Source organism: Mesobacillus maritimus (genome assembly GCF_019749255.1).
Taxonomy (GTDB): domain Bacteria; phylum Bacillota; class Bacilli; order Bacillales; family Cytobacillaceae; genus Mesobacillus_B; species Mesobacillus_B maritimus_A.
Genome location: NZ_JACWFH010000005.1, coordinates 120,325 through 137,737, shown reverse-complemented (window position 1 = coordinate 137,737; position 17,413 = coordinate 120,325). Strand labels below are relative to the sequence as shown.

The 17,413-nt window shown below is 38.7% G+C and carries 21 protein-coding genes; 15 read left to right on the top strand and 6 right to left on the bottom strand.

Translation table 11 applies throughout. From position 1 onward, the window contains the following. Positions 1 to 186: 186 nt before the first annotated feature. The 4 genes from ehuB (at position 187) to ehuA (ending at position 3,323) form a co-directional block, all read left to right on the top strand. Positions 187 to 1,071, top strand: a complete 885-nt coding sequence (gene ehuB, locus H0185_RS02245; RefSeq protein ID WP_221870772.1) for an ectoine/hydroxyectoine ABC transporter substrate-binding protein EhuB — start codon at positions 187 to 189, stop codon at positions 1,069 to 1,071. Between the two features lie 95 nt (positions 1,072 to 1,166). Next, positions 1,167 to 1,823 (top strand): ectoine/hydroxyectoine ABC transporter permease subunit EhuC, encoded by a 657-nt coding sequence (ehuC, locus tag H0185_RS02240; RefSeq protein WP_221870770.1) that lies wholly within the window; start codon positions 1,167 to 1,169, stop codon positions 1,821 to 1,823. Further along, positions 1,820 to 2,551 carry an ectoine/hydroxyectoine ABC transporter permease subunit EhuD gene (gene ehuD / locus H0185_RS02235; RefSeq protein ID WP_221870768.1) on the top strand — a complete coding sequence of 244 codons (732 nt, stop codon included), beginning with the start codon at positions 1,820 to 1,822 and terminating at the stop codon, positions 2,549 to 2,551. Before ehuC ends, ehuD begins: the two co-directional genes overlap by 4 nt. After that, entirely contained in the window at positions 2,517 to 3,323 is an 807-nt protein-coding gene (ehuA, locus tag H0185_RS02230) for an ectoine/hydroxyectoine ABC transporter ATP-binding protein EhuA (protein WP_221870827.1), read from the top strand. The genes ehuD and ehuA overlap by 35 nt, the downstream gene beginning before the upstream one ends. A 64-nt stretch (positions 3,324 to 3,387) precedes the next feature. Here ehuA and H0185_RS02225 read toward each other — a convergent pair whose 3' ends face one another. After that, positions 3,388 to 3,870 (bottom strand): hypothetical protein, encoded by a 483-nt coding sequence (locus H0185_RS02225; RefSeq protein ID WP_221870766.1) that lies wholly within the window; start codon positions 3,868 to 3,870, stop codon positions 3,388 to 3,390. 171 nt (positions 3,871 to 4,041) lie between these two features. Here H0185_RS02225 and H0185_RS02220 point away from each other — a divergent pair, with 171 nt between their 5' ends. The 6 genes from H0185_RS02220 (at position 4,042) to H0185_RS02195 (ending at position 8,710) form a co-directional block, all read left to right on the top strand. Continuing rightward, positions 4,042 to 4,665 (top strand): TetR/AcrR family transcriptional regulator, encoded by a 624-nt coding sequence (locus tag H0185_RS02220; protein WP_221870764.1) that lies wholly within the window; start codon positions 4,042 to 4,044, stop codon positions 4,663 to 4,665. A 21-nt stretch (positions 4,666 to 4,686) separates the two neighbouring features. Then, positions 4,687 to 5,574 carry an ABC transporter ATP-binding protein gene (locus H0185_RS02215; protein ID WP_221870762.1) on the top strand — a complete coding sequence of 296 codons (888 nt, stop codon included), beginning with the start codon at positions 4,687 to 4,689 and terminating at the stop codon, positions 5,572 to 5,574. 4 nt (positions 5,575 to 5,578) lie between these two features. Further along, positions 5,579 to 6,376 carry an ABC transporter permease subunit gene (locus H0185_RS02210; protein WP_221870760.1) on the top strand — a complete coding sequence of 266 codons (798 nt, stop codon included), beginning with the start codon at positions 5,579 to 5,581 and terminating at the stop codon, positions 6,374 to 6,376. Between the two features lie 14 nt (positions 6,377 to 6,390). Beyond that, complete coding sequence (locus H0185_RS02205) at positions 6,391 to 7,188, top strand: ABC transporter permease subunit (RefSeq protein WP_221870758.1); 798 nt, start codon at positions 6,391 to 6,393, stop codon at positions 7,186 to 7,188. A 65-nt stretch (positions 7,189 to 7,253) separates the two neighbouring features. Continuing rightward, entirely contained in the window at positions 7,254 to 7,892 is a 639-nt protein-coding gene (locus H0185_RS02200) for an NAD(P)-binding protein (RefSeq protein WP_221870756.1), read from the top strand. A gap of 200 nt (positions 7,893 to 8,092) precedes the next feature. Beyond that, positions 8,093 to 8,710: a YitT family protein gene (locus tag H0185_RS02195; protein WP_221870754.1), complete on the top strand. Its 618-nt coding sequence runs from the start codon at positions 8,093 to 8,095 to the stop codon at positions 8,708 to 8,710. Between the two features lie 12 nt (positions 8,711 to 8,722). Here H0185_RS02195 and cysC read toward each other — a convergent pair whose 3' ends face one another. Genes cysC through H0185_RS02170 form a run of 5 tightly spaced genes read right to left on the bottom strand, consistent with a single transcriptional unit; the run spans position 8,723 to position 12,530 of the window. Continuing rightward, complete coding sequence (cysC, locus tag H0185_RS02190; protein WP_221870752.1) at positions 8,723 to 9,322, bottom strand: adenylyl-sulfate kinase; 600 nt, start codon at positions 9,320 to 9,322, stop codon at positions 8,723 to 8,725. A gap of 12 nt (positions 9,323 to 9,334) precedes the next feature. Further along, positions 9,335 to 10,483, bottom strand: a complete 1,149-nt coding sequence (gene sat, locus H0185_RS02185; RefSeq protein ID WP_221870750.1) for a sulfate adenylyltransferase — start codon at positions 10,481 to 10,483, stop codon at positions 9,335 to 9,337. Positions 10,484 to 10,512: 29 nt separating this feature from the next. Continuing rightward, entirely contained in the window at positions 10,513 to 11,223 is a 711-nt protein-coding gene (locus tag H0185_RS02180) for a phosphoadenylyl-sulfate reductase (protein ID WP_221870748.1), read from the bottom strand. A 16-nt stretch (positions 11,224 to 11,239) separates the two neighbouring features. Beyond that, positions 11,240 to 11,779: a histidine phosphatase family protein gene (locus H0185_RS02175; protein ID WP_221870747.1), complete on the bottom strand. Its 540-nt coding sequence runs from the start codon at positions 11,777 to 11,779 to the stop codon at positions 11,240 to 11,242. Continuing rightward, positions 11,745 to 12,530 (bottom strand): phosphosulfolactate synthase, encoded by a 786-nt coding sequence (locus H0185_RS02170; protein WP_221870745.1) that lies wholly within the window; start codon positions 12,528 to 12,530, stop codon positions 11,745 to 11,747. The genes H0185_RS02175 and H0185_RS02170 overlap by 35 nt, the downstream gene beginning before the upstream one ends. A 167-nt stretch (positions 12,531 to 12,697) precedes the next feature. Here H0185_RS02170 and H0185_RS02165 point away from each other — a divergent pair, with 167 nt between their 5' ends. The 5 genes from H0185_RS02165 to H0185_RS02145 all read left to right on the top strand — a co-directional run bounded on the left by H0185_RS02165 (position 12,698) and on the right by H0185_RS02145 (position 17,354). Further along, positions 12,698 to 13,942, top strand: a complete 1,245-nt coding sequence (locus H0185_RS02165) for an MFS transporter (protein ID WP_221870743.1) — start codon at positions 12,698 to 12,700, stop codon at positions 13,940 to 13,942. A gap of 41 nt (positions 13,943 to 13,983) precedes the next feature. Continuing rightward, positions 13,984 to 14,262 carry a hypothetical protein gene (locus tag H0185_RS02160; RefSeq protein ID WP_221870742.1) on the top strand — a complete coding sequence of 93 codons (279 nt, stop codon included), beginning with the start codon at positions 13,984 to 13,986 and terminating at the stop codon, positions 14,260 to 14,262. A gap of 187 nt (positions 14,263 to 14,449) precedes the next feature. Continuing rightward, a complete protein-coding gene (locus tag H0185_RS02155) occupies positions 14,450 to 15,214 on the top strand; it encodes a sulfite exporter TauE/SafE family protein (RefSeq protein ID WP_221870740.1) in 765 nt (254 codons plus the stop codon). Positions 15,215 to 15,450: 236 nt separating this feature from the next. Next, positions 15,451 to 16,617, top strand: a complete 1,167-nt coding sequence (locus tag H0185_RS02150; RefSeq protein ID WP_221870738.1) for a pyridoxal-phosphate-dependent aminotransferase family protein — start codon at positions 15,451 to 15,453, stop codon at positions 16,615 to 16,617. Positions 16,618 to 16,649: 32 nt separating this feature from the next. Beyond that, positions 16,650 to 17,354: a hypothetical protein gene (locus H0185_RS02145; protein ID WP_221870736.1), complete on the top strand. Its 705-nt coding sequence runs from the start codon at positions 16,650 to 16,652 to the stop codon at positions 17,352 to 17,354. Positions 17,355 to 17,413: the final 59 nt, after the last annotated feature.

Below are 17,413 nucleotides of genomic sequence, written 5' to 3'. Positions count from 1 at the left end.
TCATATATTTGACTCAGCTTGGAGCATAGTAGAGGATATGGAAGTATCTGCTAATAATATTGAGTTATTCTGCTACTGAAATGCACAGGTACTAGTAGAAATGGGATAATCACTAATAATTCAGAAAAATACGATTTGTCTGGTAGATTTGATTCACGTAAACTTAATAGCTAAGGGGGAAGATAATTGAAGAAGTTATATTCTGTATTAACAATTAGTCTATTAGTCTTATTTTTGGCCGCTTGTTCAAGTACATCGTCTAATTCAAATGGAAAAGATAAGGGTACTCAATCTGTGCTTGATAAAGCGAGAGAAGAAGGGAAAATTGTGGTTGGATTCTCCGGTGAAAAACCTTACGCTTACGAAGATGAAAACGGCAACTTGACAGGTCAGTCAGTCGAAGTTGCAAAAGCGGTGTTTAAGGAGCTTGGAATCGAGGAAGTGGAAGGGGTCTTAACGAAGTTTGGATCACTTATTCCTGGATTGCAATCTGGACAATTTGATGTGATCACGGCTGGAATGTACATAACTCCAGAGCGTTGTGAACAGGTCCTATTTGGGGAGCCGGAATATAGTATTGGAGAAGCTTTAGCCGTTCAAAAAGGAAATCCTTTGAATTTGCACAGCTATGAAGACATCGTGAATAATCCTTATGTAAAAGTAGCAATCATGAATGGTGCAATTGAGATTGACTACTTAACTTCGATGGGAATTGATGAAGATCAATTTGAAATTGTTCAAGATATTCCTTCCAATATTACGGCACTTGAATCAGGTCGTGTAGATGCGATTACGATGACAGGCCCTACACTTGAATCTGCACTTGCCACTGCAAATGCCAAAAATATTGAACGAGTTGAAGATTTTACTCAGCCTGTTATTGATGGGGAGAGTATTCGTGGGTATGGGGCAGCCGCATTCAGCACAGAGGATGAAGAATTAGTGGCAGCATATAACGAAGAGTTAGCTAAAATAAAAGAATCTGGTGAGCTATTAGACATCAATAGTGAGTTTGGCTTTACTGAGGCGGATATGCCAGGAGAAATGACAACAGAGCAACTTTGTAATTAATTCTTTGACAAAGAATGGCGCTCTGTAGCAGGCGCACGCAGCGCCTGCTTTTTTACATTTCAAACTAAATACAAAAAGGAAGTGGTCGAAATCATATGGATACCTATAAAGAGATTATTCCTTTAATTTTACCTGGACTTACAATTACCCTAAAAGTATTGGTTGCATCTGTAGCCCTTGCGATTTCTGTTGCTTTTGTTGCTGGCCTTGCCAGGTTATCTAGGTTTGCACTTGTAAGAAAGATAACAGCTGTTTATGTTGAACTTTTTAGAGGCACTTCATTATTAGTTCAGCTTTTTTGGATTTTCTTTGCTCTACCAGCATTTGGGATACAATTCTCTCCGTTTCTCGCTTCAGTTGTGGCATTAGGATTAAACTATGGTGCTTATGGTTCTGAAGTGGTTCGTAGTGCGATTTTAGCGATTCCGAATGGACAGACCGAAGCCTCCATTGCATTAAATATGACAAGATGGCAACGAATGCGACTGGTGATTTTGCCACAAGCATTAAGAATTATGCTCCCTGGCTTTGGAAACAATGCGATTGAATTACTGAAGGGAACCTCGCTCGTCTCATTGATTACGTTAACGGATCTGACGTATAAAGGATTAATTATCCAAAACAACAATCTAAGCTACACGTTTCCAGTTTTCGTCGTCTTGTTACTATTCTATTTTATCATTGCGTTGCCACTCATTTTTGGAGTGCGTAAATTAGAGAAAAACGCATCGAGAGGAGTGGCAAAAGCATGACCTGGGATTGGCAGTTTGCAATTGAAATCTTTCCGGATATCGCGAGTGCGATTTGGCTTGTCATTGGGGTAACGTTTGGTGCTTACCTCGTTTCGCTCACATTTGGTCTTATCCTAACCTTTTTACGGAGATCAAGCTTTAAACCATTAGCTTTTCTCACGTATTGGTTTATTGAGTTTGTAAGAAGTACACCTCCACTCGTACAGCTATTTTTTGTCTACTTTGCTTTACCTGCAATTGGAATTACCCTCAATAAGTATCTTGCTGGGATATTGACTTTGGGAATCCATTATGCAACCTACGTTTCAGAAGTATACCGCTCTGGAATTGATGCCGTGCCTAAGGGGCAATGGGAAGCATCAAGAGCAATGAATTTTACTAAAATCCATACATGGTTCCGAGTAATCCTTCCACAAGCAATACCTCCTGTTATCCCAATGCTAGGAAATTATTTACTCGTGTTATTTAAAGAGACCCCAATTTTAATGGCCATCGGTGTAGGTGAGTTTTTACAAGAAGCCCAGTTAATAGGGGCTGCAAACTTTAGATACCTAGAGCCGATTACGATTGTTGGTTTATTGTTCTTATTGTTAAGTTATCCATCAGCAATCTTAATTAATAAGTTAGAGAAAAGGTCAAAGCTCGGCTATAGTGCGAATAAGAAACAGAAAGGGATGAGTGTCGTTGGGACTGATGGAGAAGCAGTTAAACAATCAGCAGGTGGCTGACCAGGAACAAGCACTAGTAAAATATGAAAATGTGAAAAAGCAATTTGGGGATAATGAAGTATTAAAAGGGTTGAATTTGGCTATTCAACCAGGAGAAAAGGTAGCACTAATCGGACCAAGTGGGTCCGGTAAAACGACCATTATCCGCATGCTGATGACGCTAGAAAAACCGACATCAGGTGTCATAACAATTGGTGGAGAGCCTCTCTGGCATAAAAAAGTGGGCGAAAAGCTTGTACCAGCAGATGAAAAACATTTGCGAAGATTGCGCACAGATATTGGAATGGTCTTTCAACACTTTAACTTATTTCCACATATGACGATTTTAAGAAATGTTACCGAGGCACCGATACATGTCCTTGGTTTATCGAAAGAGGAAGCGACAGAACGTGCGGTGGACATGTTAAATAAGGTAGGATTGGGTGATAAGCTAGATGCTTATCCTGAGCAGTTGTCCGGTGGGCAAAAGCAAAGGGTTGCAATTGCGCGTGCGGTTGTGATGCGTCCGAAAGTCATGTTGTTTGATGAGGTTACATCTGCTTTAGACCCTGAATTGGTAGGGGAAGTTCTTCAAGTTATTAAGGATCTGGCAGAAGAAACAGACATGGCGATGATTCTTGTCACGCACGAAATGGACTTTGCCCGTGATGTAGCCGATCGGGTAGTATTCCTCCACAATGGACAAATTGAAGAACAAGGAAAACCAAGCGAGATTCTCGAAAATCCCAAGAGTGAAAGACTTCAGTCATTTTTAAGTCGATTCTTAGCGTAACTATATTAGTAGGCCTGCCGATTACTGGCAGGCTTTTTTCTACCCGAGGATCCGAGGAGGCTATCTATAAAAATATGTGTAAAAACAAAAAGCCAAAGAATAAGAAAGCCATCTTATAATGAAATTTTCTTCTTTTACCAGTTGCTTTTCTTCTCCGTAAGAAACCACTTAATAAAAGAATCGATAAAATAGCTATAAGAATGATCCCACTAATGGTTTTTCCTTTCATGAGATTTTCATAATAGGCATACACCATAATCCCCGAATGTAGCAAAACTAGTAAAGTTGCAGTCACGGCAATCGCCACATGGTATTTCATCATTCTTATTGAAATTTTTGCAAGTCTAATTTTAATATCTCTTCGATTGCTTTTACGGATTATAAGAAAAACAAAATACATATTGAGATTAATGAGTAGGAGAATGAAAGCCACTTGGGCAAAAATCTTGCTCAATAGTATTGAATTTGAATCATAGCCTTGCAAGTTGCTCCAAAGGACAATGATAAAAATTGTTAAAAAATTTACGGTCAGCCACTTTGTAATCATTAGGCCCTCCAGTTTTTTCATTTACCTTAATATTAATCAAAGATAGGAAGTAATCTTCCTCACATATGGTCACCAATTATTTACAATTATTCTATTGACCAATATGGTCAAACGGGAATATAATGTAGTTGACCAGGTTGGTCAATTGGGTAAAGGAGGGAATGAAAACCATTGACTTCTAAGTTTTTAAACATTGATGAGGAAAAGCAACAAAGAATTCTCAATGCTGCCTTGAATGAGTTTGCCCAAAAAGGCTATGATCATGCATCGACGAATGCAATCGTAAAACTAGCAGGCATTTCAAAAGGATTGCTTTTTCACTACTTTAATAATAAGAAGGAATTGTATTTATTTTTACACAAGCATTTTATTGATGTATTGCAAAATGAATTCTTTAATGAAGAGCGGTTCGCGGAACCAGATGTGTTCGAACGCTTGAAAAATATCATGATATTAAAAAGCCAAATGATGAAAAAATACCCTGAAATCTTCAACTTTTTTATTTCTGCTTATACGGAAACATCAAGTGATATTAAAAATGAATTGGATGATAGTCATCATGAACTGATGCAAAGTAGTTACGCCAAAATCTTTGAAAACATTGATACGACCATGTTCAAAGAAAATATCGATATGAAAAGGGCAATTCAGATTGTTTTTTGGACATTAGAAGGCTATAGCAATCAAGTAATGGAGAAAGTAAAACATACAAATCAAAGCGACAATGATTTCAGTGCAGAATTTGCGGAAGTAGATCTCTATATACAAATGTTGAAAACGGCCTTTTATCAATAGTTTTATCTGGGAGGGGTAATCATGAACGTAATTGAACTTAATAACCTGACAAAAATGTATGGAAAGGCTAGGGGAATTACAGAGGTTAGCTTTCATGTAGAAGAAGGGGAGATATTCGGATTTATCGGTCCGAATGGAGCGGGGAAATCCACAACAATTCGTTTGCTACTCTCTCTCATTTATCCCACGAGTGGGAGTGCAACTATTTTCGGAAAAGATGTGGTAAAGCATGCTCCTGAAATCAAAAAAGAGATTGGGTATTTGCCGTCTGAAGTGTTTTATTATGATAATATGAAGGTCATTGATTTGCTCAAGTATTCAGCTAGTTTTTATAAAAAAGACTGTGCGAAAAAAATAAAAGAATTAGCAGAAATGATGGAACTTGATTTAACAAGAAAAATAGATGATTTATCATTAGGAAACAAAAAGAAAGTTGGGATTGTTCAAGGGTTGCTACACGAGCCGAAACTCATTATCTTGGATGAGCCAACAAGTGGCTTAGATCCGTTAATGCAACAAAGGTTCTTTGAATTACTAGAGAATGAGAACCAAAAAGGAGCAACCATTCTCTTTTCCTCTCATATCTTAAGTGAAGTTCAACGTTTATGTGACCGCGTAGCGATCATTAAAGAAGGCAAGATTGTTCAAGTCGAAAAGATTCGGACTTTAAAAGAGAACAATTATAAAAAGTTTAAGATTGAAACCGTTTCAAAGGTTCCTGATGAATTGTTTAGTCGTCTCCCTGGTGTGAATCAACTAGAGGTAAAAGGAAAAACAATCTCCTTTATTTTCCGTGGCAATATCAATCATATCATGCAAAAGATAGCTGGAATTGAAATAGCGAACCTTTGGGTGGAGGAGCCGGATTTAGAAGAGATTTTTATGCATTTCTATCAAAGGGAGGCGTAGCCTGATGAACATGTACCTGCATGAGCTAAAAGCTTATCGGAAGTCGACCATTATTTGGACACTATCGTTAATTGCCATCGTTGTCTTGTTCATGTCTCTTTTCCCTGCCTTTTCTCGTGATGCTGAGGACTTTATGAAGGTTCTTGAGGGTTTTCCGGAGGAAGTTAAAAAGGCGATCGGCTTATCCTTTGATACGTTAGCAACCATTTTAGGCTACTTTTCTTATGCCTTTCTTTATATAAAATTATGTGGGGCAATTCAGGCGATGAATTTAGGTTTATCCATATTTTCGAAGGAATCAAGAGATAAAACAGCAGAGTTTCTCTTTACCAAGCCTGTAACTAGAACACAAGTGATGACTGCGAAACTATTAGCTTGTTTCACTTCATTGATCTTGACAAATCTTGCTTTTATTCTGGCAGTATTGGGCACCGTTTCAATGGTTAAAACAGAAGAATATAGTGGGAAGGCATTGCTGATGATTTCAGGGTCCCTACTTTTTCTACAGTTGATTTTTTTAGGCTTAGGGGTATTCCTTGCTGTATTACTTCCAAAAGTAAAATCAGTCATTGCCGTATCACTTGGCACCGTGTTCGCTTTCTTTATGATTGGTATGATTAGTTCAAGTACTGATGATGAAGCCCTACGCTTTTTCACTCCCTTTAATTATGTCAATGACTACTATATTATTGAACACTTACGATTTGAGACATCATTCCTTTTAGTCGGAGCTGTCATAATCATATTGTCAGTGCTTACGAGTTTCCTAGTTTACCGTAAGAAAGATATCCATTCAGTATAAGGGGATGTGAGAATATGAATATTATGATACGAGAGATGAAGGCGAATCTAAAGTCACTCCTTATTTGGAGTATCGGTGTTTTGGCAATGGTTATCGCAGGAATGGGCAAGTATGCAGGTATGAAGGGGACTGGTCAAACCATGAATGAGCTTATGGCGGAAATGCCGAAATCATTGCAGGCTATCATGGGGACATCTGGGTTTGATTTAGCAACAGCGCTTGGGTTCTATGGACTATTGTATCTCTATTTAATTGTGATGGCATCGATTCACGCAGTAATGCTTGGTGCAAATATCATTGCGAAGGAAGAGCGGGATAAGACGGCAGAATTTTTACTTGTTAAACCAGTTTCAAGAGCAAAAGTCATTAGTATGAAACTACTAACTGCTCTCATTCACATCGTACTCTTTAACTTGGTCACACTCTTATCTTCTATTATAATGGTGGAAAGATTTGCGGAAGCTGAAACAGTGACTGATGGTCTTTTATTGCTTATGAGCGGAATGTTTATCCTACAGCTGATATTCTTATTGCTAGGTTCCGTAGTTGCTGCTGTTTATAGAAAATCCAAAAAAGCCTCTGTCATTTCTACGGGGATTATGCTTGTTCTGTTTATTCTCTCCATTCTTATTAATATGACCGAGAAAATCGAAATGCTGAAGTACATCACTCCCTTTAAATATTTTGAAGCGGCAACAATATTAAATAATGGAAAGCTAGAGCCAGTTTTCTTGTTTTTATCGGTGTTTCTTATTCTTGCTTTTACAACGCTGACGTATCGTTTTTATCAAAAGAAAGATTTGAACCTGTAGTTTATGTTCGTTGGCACCATCCTTGCTTCGGATGGTGCCACTCTAAAATAGGAGGTGGATGTCGAATGAATGAGTACCCGGTGATGATTAGATTAAAAGGAAAAAAAATTACCGTGATTGGTGGAGGAAAGGTGGCAGAACGAAAAATCCTCTCCTTGCTCCAAGCCGAAGGAGTCGTGGAGGTGATCAGCCCTAGTGTGACTGAAAAAATCCAGACCTTGGCTCAAACGGCCCAACTAAAATGGGTTAAAAAAGAGTTCGAACACTATGATGTAAAGAGTTCCTTCTTAGTGATTGCAGCAACAAATAGACGAGAAATCAATCAACAAGTAGCGGAAGCAGTAAACGAGTATCAATTGGTTAACATTGTGGACAATCCGGAGAAAAGCAATTTTATCGTCCCATCTTCTCACCAACAAGGTAAGCTAACAATTGCGGTTTCCACATCTGGATCTAGCCCTAGTCTGGCAAAGAAAATCAAAAATGAATTAGCGCAACAGTTTGATGAGACATACGCTGAGTATCTTGACTTTTTACATAACTGTCGGGATGTAGTAAAACTCCGGGTAGAAAAGCCCGAAATACGCAGACAACTTCTTAAGCTTCTTTTAGAGGATGAATTCCTTGCACTAACCAAAAACGGACAGCTAACTGAACGAAATCAACGCTTCTTGTCGTTGTTGGAAGACATAACTGGAAGGTGAATTTACAAGCAATGTGTTTGCCATGACACTGTCAACAAGATATTTCACTCATCCTTTGCATGAACCCTTGTGTGATCCTTTCAAACGGAATCTCAAAAGCTTCTTCATATTCTTTCTCCTTCAAACATAAAATGGACAAGGGAACTTGTCAGGGGGAATGAAAGTGGGCTATACAAAGGTAAAGGATTCATTTTTTTGATATGTATCGAACAATGATGATCTACATTCTCTTACTGTCTGGAGCTGTGTTGCAAGGATTAGCGATGTCCTTGTTTTTATTCCCGCACTCAATCCCTTCTGGTGGTGGAGCAGGTTTAGCCCTGCTCATGAATCATTTGCTCGACCTCCCACTAGGATTTGCATTATGGCTAGCAAATGCAGTCTTTTTATTGTTTGCCTTGCAATATTTTGGTTTCAGATGGGTGTTTCGAACCATTCTAGCTGTAGGAATCACATCCACGACGGTTAGTCTTGTATCAGGATTTGCTACTCTGGATAGAATGCATTTAATTCCGGATATGGCAGCGGGTAGTATCCTTTTTGGAATTGGAGTAGGACTGCTAATAAAGGCCGGTGCTTCAAGTGGTGGAATGGTTATTCCTGCGATGATGATTGCTAATTATAAAAGGTTGCCGCCTGGCAAAGTGATGTTTTGGATCAATATGCTTATTTTTCTCTTAACCTCCATCGTCATTAATTATAAAATTGTGATTTATGCTGTTATATGTCAGTTTTTTTCAACGAATATTATTGATTTTATCCATAAACTAAGGTTAACAAGGCCAAGTTTTTTGACAGCGAATTGGCGGAAAAGATAAAAAAGACCCTGTTTAAAGGATCTTCTTCGTTTGTAAATAGGAGATAATTTTATCAACCGATTGACTAATGGAAAGTTCATCTGTTCGAATGGTGATTTCAGGACGGGCTGGGGCCTCATAAGGGGAGGATATCCCTGTAAAGTTTGGGATTTCTCCATTTCTGGCTTTCTTATATAAACCCTTAGGATCACGTCCCTCACATACGTCAATGGGACAGTCTACAAATACTTCAATAAATTCGTGATCAGGGAACATTCTTCGAACCGTCTCACGGTCTTCACGAAACGGAGAAATAAAAGCAGTCGTAACGATAAGTCCACTGTCAACGAAAAGCTTTGCGACTTCTCCAATTCTCCGGATATTTTCTTGACGGTCTTCTTTTTTAAAACTTAAGTCTTTATTCAATCCGTGTCTTATATTATCACCATCTAAGACATAACTTTTGCAATGCTTATGATGCAAGGCATGGTCGACTGCGTTTGCAAGGGTTGATTTACCGGAACCTGATAACCCCGTAAACCAAAGTACACAGCTTTTATGCCCATTAAGGGATTGTCGGTCATGTTTTGTAATTGTGGAGTTATGCCAGGTGAGGTTTGTGCTTTTTCTCATTTTCGACATCCTTTAGTTTTTGATATAAACTTCTTGCATGCCCTTTATTAAAATCTCAACGACTTCAGGCCGACTAAACTCCTTGGGTGGTTGCTGCCCTTTCTTTAACATTCCTCTTACTTTTGTTCCGGATAAAATAACATGGTCTTGTTTATCGTGTGGGCACGTTTTTTCAGAAGCCATGTTTTCACATTTTTTACAATAAAAGCTATGCTCAAAGAACATCGGTTTAATCCCTAATTCTTCTTCAGTAAAGTGACTAAAGATTTTTTGCGCATCATAGGTTCCGTAATAGTTCCCAACTCCTGCATGGTCTCGGCCAACAATAAAGTGCGTACAACCAAAATTTTTGCGGACCAGGGCATGGAAAATTGCCTCCCGAGGGCCAGCATAGCGCATCGCAGCTGGGAACACAGATAGAAATACACGGTTTTTTGGGTAGTAATTCTTAAGTAATACTTCATAGCTTTTCATTCGAATATCGCTTGGAATATCATCAGATTTCGTTTCTCCAACAAGTGGATTTAAAAATAACCCGTCAACCGTTTCAAGTGCTGTTTTTTGAATATATTCATGTGCTCGGTGAACAGGATTTCGGGTTTGAAAACCTACAACCGTTTTCCAGCCTAATTCTTCAAATGTCTTTCTTGTTTGTAGTGGGTCTAAATAATAATCTTCAAATTGATCTTTCTCTGGTCTTCTAACCAGGGTGATAGGTCCTCCAATATAGAATTCAGACCGATCATATAGCTTTTTAACTCCTGGATGCTCCGTTTCAGTTGTACGATAGACCATTTCAGCTTCGAGTGATCTATTTGGAACGTAAATCTCTTCAATGAGAATAGTTCCGTAGATGACACCATCCTTCGTGAGGTTTAAGACTTCTCCTATAGAAATTTCTGACCTTTTTTCAGGACTGACGGCTAATGTAATGGGAATCGACCACGGGAGCCCATTTGCAAGTCTCATCCTGTTAACGACAGAAACATAGTCCGCTTTGCCCATGAAACCTTCTAGAGGGCTATATCCACCGTTTGCAATTAATTCCAAATCACTTAACTCTAATGCATCAAGCTCTATATCGTTTAGGGAGTAATCTATCTCTAGGTTCGTATTGATTCGATTCACTAATTTCCCACCATGTGGAACACTTTTACTCACGAAAAGTTCCTCCTTCGTTTTTTAGAGACTTAATTGTTTAAATGAAGACCGCATTCTGACTTCGATTGACCTGCCCATCTTCCAGCGCGAGAGTCAGCATGGTCAGAAATAGGTTGAGTACATGGTGCACAGCCGATGCTAGGATAACCTTGGTCATGGAGAGGGTTGTAGGGTAGTTGGTTTAATTCGATGTATGTTAGGATTTCATCCCATTTCCAATGGATGAGGGGGCATATTTTAATGTTTTTAAACTTATCATCTTTGTTGATGTATTGAGTTTTGCTTCTCAGAGGGGACTGTTCACGTCTTAGCCCAGATATCCAAGCTTTTGCCCCAGAAAGCGCCTCTTTGAGAGGAGCTACTTTTCTTATTTGACAGCACAAGTTTGGGTCCTTTTTCCATAGCTGATCACCGTATTTCTCGGCTTGTTCTTCTAAATTCAATTTTGGTTTGACCATCTTGATGTTGAGTGTTGGGTACTTTTGTTTTACCTGATCAATTAACGCATAGGTTTCTGAAAAATGTAGTCCTGTATCAAGAAAAATAATGGTGGCTTCTTTATTTACTTTATGGATCAAATCAATCATGACAATCCCTTCAGCACCAAAACTACAGGCATAGACAATATCGTCTTTGTATTCTTGATAGGCCCATTTTAAGATGTCTAGGTAATCAGGTTTTTTCTCGAAAATCTCATTCACAACTTCTTCATTCCAGTTCTCATAGGTAATCTCTGACATGGGATTGCTCCTCTCTCTAACTTACAGTCATAAATTCCAGTGTAATGCATTCATTGTTCGCTACTGTAAGTTTGTTCATATTGTTTATATGGCCGTATTTCCAATAAGATGAGATGGCTCTTATCCATGACCCATGACCGAATACTAAGATATTGTCGTACTGACGATATTTCTTTAAAAACTGTACGATCCTATCCTCAAGCTTCACTAGATCTTCTCCCAACGACAAAGACATAGGGTCTTCAATCCATACCGTGCCGATTGCATCGATTAGCTTCTTTTTGGGCTGTCCTTCAAAAGGGCCAAAATCTAATTCGTCTAACAAAGACTCAGTCTCAGGCTGCTGTCCATAAAGGTGTGCTGTCTGATGGGTCCGAACTAGAGAACTTGCTAACACAATGTCAAAAGGGGATTGTATGGTTAGGGTCTTTTGGTTTTCAAGGATACCCTGCCTATGTTCGTCTGAAAGGGGGCAAATCTCTATATCTCTTCGTCCTTGAAGCCATGTTTTGTTATTCCATTCAGTGGGTAGGTGTCTGATTAACGTAATTTGCATCTGCATCCTCCAGATAAAAGGTTTCACTCCGTAAGCCATTGCGTTGCGCTTCAAGAACCAAAACATCGTCTAGCTTGACATTTCCTAGATTCACATTTGGACCTACCTGATTGATAAAGAACATTTGATGCTTTGAAGTGGGGGCTTCAAAAATAATTTTCTTCACATCCATTCCCTTAACAAGCTCTTCTATTAACTCTGACTTGACTTGCCCATTGGATTGATAAATGCCGGAAGTTCCGGAATCTCTTCCTTCGGTAATGACATATTCACACCCAGCTTCTAAAAAGATCTGCATCTCTTCCTTCCATTTCGTAATATCCATTTCCAAATTACAATCCTTAGAACCAACCTCGGCGATTACATGGAATTCCTCTTTAGCATGTTCAATCACATTAAGGCGGTCTTTGAGGGGGATATCCAATGTTCCGTTCGATACCTCAAGCCAATCGATTCCTAGTGTTTTTAAATACGTCAGATATTCAGGTATTTTTTTCTGATAAAAACACTTCTCGAATAAGGTCCCACCACAGTAGGGCTTGATGTTATATTCCTTATATAAATCGACTTTCTTTTTAATGTTTGGGGTAATATAGGCTGAACCAATTCCAATTTTTGCGATGTCAATGATATGACTGTAATCATCTAAAATATTTGTTAAACGTCCTATTGGGGTACCAAAATCCGCAATCGAAGTTAATCCATATGTTCTGTTTCCTGAGGTTCTTTTCGGTAATTTCAAAAAATCCATAGGGAAAGTGCCCTCCTCTATTTTTCTAGGATAGATTATTCAAATACTGGGCGAATGTGTAAGGATTGGGCATTTTTCATTAAAATTAGGCGATTGCCCTTGTATAAAGCAACTGTACCCTTCAAATAATAGAAAAGCTTATTCTTTCAGTTAGGAGTGTGCTTTCATTGTCAAAGCAAAAACATAAAGGGTTAACCGTAACTGCCATCGGTTCAATTCCGCTAATCCTTGTTTTAGGAAACTCGATGCTAATTCCTGTGCTCCCGAAAATGAAATCAGAACTTGGAATTACTCAGTTTCAGGTGAGTTTAGTCATCACTGCCTTTTCCGTTGCGGCAGCCATATCCATTCCAATGTTGGGGTATTTGTCAGATCGATTTTCGCGTAAAGCTATCATTATCCCAGCACTAATACTATATGGAAGTGGTGGGATTTTGGCTGGTGCAGCAGCTGCATGGTTTGACAATGCCTATCCTTGGATTCTCGCTGGGAGGATTATTCAGGGAATCGGAGCGGCAGGAACGGCTCCTATCGCCATGGCATTAGCAGGTGATTTGTTTAAAGGCGGAGAACAAAGTCAAGTTTTGGGGCTTGTTGAAGCCTCAAATGGTTTTGGTAAAGTCATTAGTCCAATTATTGGGTCATTGTTAGCTCTTTTATTCTGGTACGCTGCATTTTTTGCATTCCCCATTTTCTGTGGGATATCCGTGCTATTAACCATCTTTTTTATCAAAGAAAAGAAAAAAGAAATGGAGCCACCACCAGTTGGGAAATATGTAAAGGGGCTAGTATCTGTATTTAAAACCGAGGGAAGATGGTTATTTGCAGCGTATTTAACAGGAGCCACTTGCTTGTTTACGTTATTTGGGATTTTATTTTATATATCAGATATTCTTGAAACTACCTATAAGATTGATGGCGTGTTAAAAGGGGCAATACTTGCAATTCCACTTTTGTTTATGACAACGACTTCTTATATTACAGGAAGCAAAATCGGTAAAAAGATGGGGCTAATGAAATCGTTAATTATTATTGGTCTTCTTCTCATGACGGCATCTTTTGCAACTTTGGTGTTATTTAAAAACCTTATCCCGTTCTTTGCAGTGCTTGTTGTCAGCAGTATTGGAACAGGATTAGCGTTACCATGCATTAATAGCTTTATCACCGGTTCCGTACCAACAGACCGGAGAGGTTTTGTTACATCGTTATATGGTTCAGTACGTTTTCTAGGAGTTGCCATTGGTCCTCCTATTTATGGAGCCTTAATGGCGTGGAATCGTACAGGAATGTTTTTAATAACTGCGGGTTTGACGTTATTGGTTGCTTTATTATGTATGATGCTTATCCATGTGAAAAAGGCAAAACCTTCAGAGAACCAGGATACCTTGTTTGAAAAATTACAGTTAACCTAAACTAAAGACCGCTAAGCCAGATTGTAAAGGAGTGGAAATCAATGCAAATCTATTTTTCACCTGAAGTTATTACCCCAGAATATCAAGTGCTTAATGTGGTGGATGCAGACAATAAGGCAGTTGGGAATGTTGCTTTTCTATTTGATGAGAAAAAGCTCTTTGTATATGGAATCTTAGAGGAAGAAGGCGTGGGAGCAGATTTTAAAGACTTAGTGACTCCTTATATTAAGGGATTATCTAAAGCTAAGCCAGGTTTAGATATACTTTCTTGCTTATATGTGGGTTGTAAGAAAATTGAGTTGAAAGAAAAAGAAGAATAATCACTTTTAACAAGCTCAGACTTCTTTGGGCTTGTTTTTCTTAAAATACAGTTGGGCTTCGACCCATTCGGATTCGGTGAATAACCACCTTTCGTTTTTCTATTTTGGGCGATTCATTAGGTAACAAGGCTAATAACCCTTACATAAATTGGTGGTATGTAAAAAAGGGTTTGGGAGTGTGCGCCTAATGAGTGTTGGAATGATAATTATGGGTTTATGTGTTGGATTTATGGTCGGATTAACAGGCGTTGGGGGAGCGGCCCTTTTAACTCCTATTTTAATCTTGTTGGGAATCAACCCTTCTGTAGCTGTGGGAACGGATCTTGCATATAATTCGGTTACGAAATTTTTTGGATCGGTGCAACATTGGCGACAAAAGACGATAAACCTCAAATTGATGAAATACCTTGCGATAGGAAGCATACCGAGTGCAATCCTAGCAGTAGGAATGTTGCGGCTTTTTGATACTTTTTTTAACAATCAAGAGGATATCATAAAACATGCGTTAGGGTATATGTTAATCCTTGTGGCGGTGGCTACTTTGGTGAAAACCTTCATGAAAGGTAGACTTGAATTTAATTCGATGCAAATGAAGCCTTTAGAGGAAAAACGGACATTGACCATTGTGATTGGAGCCGTATTAGGATTTTTGGTTGGATTAACGTCCATTGGATCGGGTTCGTTATTTGCATTAGTAATGCTGTACTTATATAAAATGAGTCCAACGGAATTAGTAGGAACAGATATTGCTCATGCGTTCTTTTTAGTTACAGCTGCTGGGCTCATGCATGCAGGGATAGGGAACATTGATTATATGCTAACCGTTAATCTTTTAATTGGCTCTATTCCAGGGGTTATTATCGGAAGTACTTTATCAGCGAAAATACCTGCAAAACCGTTAAGGGCGATCATGGCTGTGATGATTTTATTGAGTGGTTTAAAACTGATTTAAGAATGCTTCTTTTTCATTAAGAAGAGTACCAAGTATTATTCATTGAATGGATAATGCTTGGTACTCTTTTTTGTTTCGATAAGCTGCTTATTTGTTCCGTTTATTGTTTCGATATGAAACATGAAACAAAATAAGCATCATTACAATGTAATAAATAGGGGGATTTAAAGGTTGGCATGAATATTGCATTGGTAATAGTAAAGAATTTTCAAAATGATCATTAAGGGGAGAATGTAATGTTTAAAGAAAAGATGGATCTACGATTACCAGGACCTGTGCAAGTCCCAAAAGAGATTCAAATTGCGATGCAACAAAGCTTTGATCATCCAATGATGGACTATCGGAATCCTGTTTTCCAAGAAGTATTACAAGAAACAATCGAGAAATCGAAGATGATTTTCCAAACAAAAAATCTCGTTATTCCGCTTACATCAAGCGGGGCTTCCGCGTTAGAAACGGCGATTATCAATACCGTGGGTCCTAATGATACGATCATCCTTTGTGTTGTTGGGTATTTCGGGGAATACCTCCAAGGCATTACAAATCATATCGGTTGTAAGGTTGTTCGGGTCGAAGCAGAATGGGGAGAAATTGTCGATCCAGAGGAAGTGCGTAAGGCGTTAAAAGAGAACCCGGAAGCCAAAGCTGTATTTGCGACACATTGTGAAACCTCAACATCCGCGATTAATAATATTCAAGCAATTGCTGCAATCGTAAAAGAAACAGAAGCGATATTTATGGTTGATGCTGTTAGTTCAATTGTTGGAACACCATTATATATGGATGAATGGGGAATTGATATAGTCGCAACTGGTGGACAAAAAGCGTTAATGCTTCCTCCAGGTATTGCTCTTATCACCATGAGTGAAAAAGCTTGGAAGGTGATTGAGAATCATCAATGTCCATCATTTTATTTTAATCTAAAGGAATATAAAAAAGGGTTAGAGTCTGGTGTGGGCACTCCATATACTCCAAACATTGCCCTAGTTTGTGGGTTAAGAGAAGCATGTAACATGATTGAACGAGGTGGTGGAATTGAAAATGAATACAAGCGCCACGCTGCACTCCGTGATATGACCCGTGCTGGGGTCCGGGCACTTGGACTTGAATTACTCGTTGACGACTCCGCAGCAAGCCCAACCTTAACAGCTGTCAAATTAGACAATGCAGATGCATTTCGAAAAATGATGCGAGAAGAATTTCACATTGCTCTAGGTGGAGGATTAGGAAAAGTGAAAAATAAAATTCTTAGATTAGGCCATATGGGCTATACAGATGCTGCAGATATGTTGAAGATGTTCGCTGCAATGGAGCTTGCATTGAAGAAAAGTGGTCATGAGGTTGAACTTGGGGCAGGCGTATCAGGGGCACAGAGGAATTGGTTAGAAAATCCGAATTGTTAGTTATATTCCTTTCCTAAGGAGGGATGGAATGGGTGAATATTATTGAGAAAGGCTTAGCTATAAAGGCTCAACAGGATCATGTTTTTCCAGGAGAACGAATTAGTTTAGTTCCAGATATTCTGTTGTTATCGGGTAATAGCATATTCAGTATAATCGAGGAATTTTATGAATTAAACTTTAGTAAGGTTCTGCAACCATCTGCTACCTTTATCTCACAAAATCGACTCGATGACAGTGTTGAAATCAATACTTTCAGTGAAAAGTATGGTGTGGTGTTGTTAGAACCTGAGGAAGAGCATCATCTAAATTTATCCCTTAGAGAGAAAGTCATCACTGGTGTAGAGGGGAAGATTGGTGCCTTTGGGGCTTTTGGTGCCATTCCACTTAAGGTTTCTCCAGCAGCAATGGCTAAATGTTTAGGCGTGGGAACAATTGAACTTACGATTCCTGAGACCATCTATATTGAACTAAATGGCGAATTAAATGGGAGTCAGAAAGTAGAACGGATTTGTAACTACTTGTATGACTATTTTCACGATAGTTTGATTGGATATGGGGTTATCTTAGGTGGAGAAGCGCTTAATCAACTTAATGTAGAAGAAAAGAGAAGACTTACAACCTTTTTATATGAGCTTGGCGGGGCAATTGGCGTCCTTTCCCCGTCAGGACCACTTGGCCAGGTTGAAAGTGTAGTAAAGATCAAAACCCATCAAATTTCCGGTACGTATATAGTGTAACTATGTTGAAGCAAATATTTCGAAATAATTATCTAATTTTTCTTAACATTTGGACATAA

Coding starts and splice junctions, on each gene's coding strand:
- H0185_RS02175 (WP_221870747.1), bottom strand. CDS start 11,779: ATGCAAATTACGTTAATCAGACACCTACCCACTGAATGGAATAACAAA.
- ehuD (WP_221870768.1), top strand. CDS start 1,820: ATGACCTGGGATTGGCAGTTTGCAATTGAAATCTTTCCGGATATCGCG.
- ehuA (WP_221870827.1), top strand. CDS start 2,517: ATGGAGAAGCAGTTAAACAATCAGCAGGTGGCTGACCAGGAACAAGCA.
- H0185_RS02205 (WP_221870758.1), top strand. CDS start 6,391: ATGAATATTATGATACGAGAGATGAAGGCGAATCTAAAGTCACTCCTT.
- H0185_RS02195 (WP_221870754.1), top strand. CDS start 8,093: ATGTATCGAACAATGATGATCTACATTCTCTTACTGTCTGGAGCTGTG.
- H0185_RS02150 (WP_221870738.1), top strand. CDS start 15,451: ATGTTTAAAGAAAAGATGGATCTACGATTACCAGGACCTGTGCAAGTC.
- H0185_RS02160 (WP_221870742.1), top strand. CDS start 13,984: ATGCAAATCTATTTTTCACCTGAAGTTATTACCCCAGAATATCAAGTG.
- H0185_RS02200 (WP_221870756.1), top strand. CDS start 7,254: ATGAATGAGTACCCGGTGATGATTAGATTAAAAGGAAAAAAAATTACC.
- H0185_RS02225 (WP_221870766.1), bottom strand. CDS start 3,870: ATGATTACAAAGTGGCTGACCGTAAATTTTTTAACAATTTTTATCATT.
- H0185_RS02180 (WP_221870748.1), bottom strand. CDS start 11,223: ATGTCAGAGATTACCTATGAGAACTGGAATGAAGAAGTTGTGAATGAG.
- H0185_RS02170 (WP_221870745.1), bottom strand. CDS start 12,530: ATGGATTTTTTGAAATTACCGAAAAGAACCTCAGGAAACAGAACATAT.
- H0185_RS02210 (WP_221870760.1), top strand. CDS start 5,579: ATGAACATGTACCTGCATGAGCTAAAAGCTTATCGGAAGTCGACCATT.
- ehuC (WP_221870770.1), top strand. CDS start 1,167: ATGGATACCTATAAAGAGATTATTCCTTTAATTTTACCTGGACTTACA.
- H0185_RS02215 (WP_221870762.1), top strand. CDS start 4,687: ATGAACGTAATTGAACTTAATAACCTGACAAAAATGTATGGAAAGGCT.
- cysC (WP_221870752.1), bottom strand. CDS start 9,322: ATGAGAAAAAGCACAAACCTCACCTGGCATAACTCCACAATTACAAAA.
- H0185_RS02155 (WP_221870740.1), top strand. CDS start 14,450: ATGAGTGTTGGAATGATAATTATGGGTTTATGTGTTGGATTTATGGTC.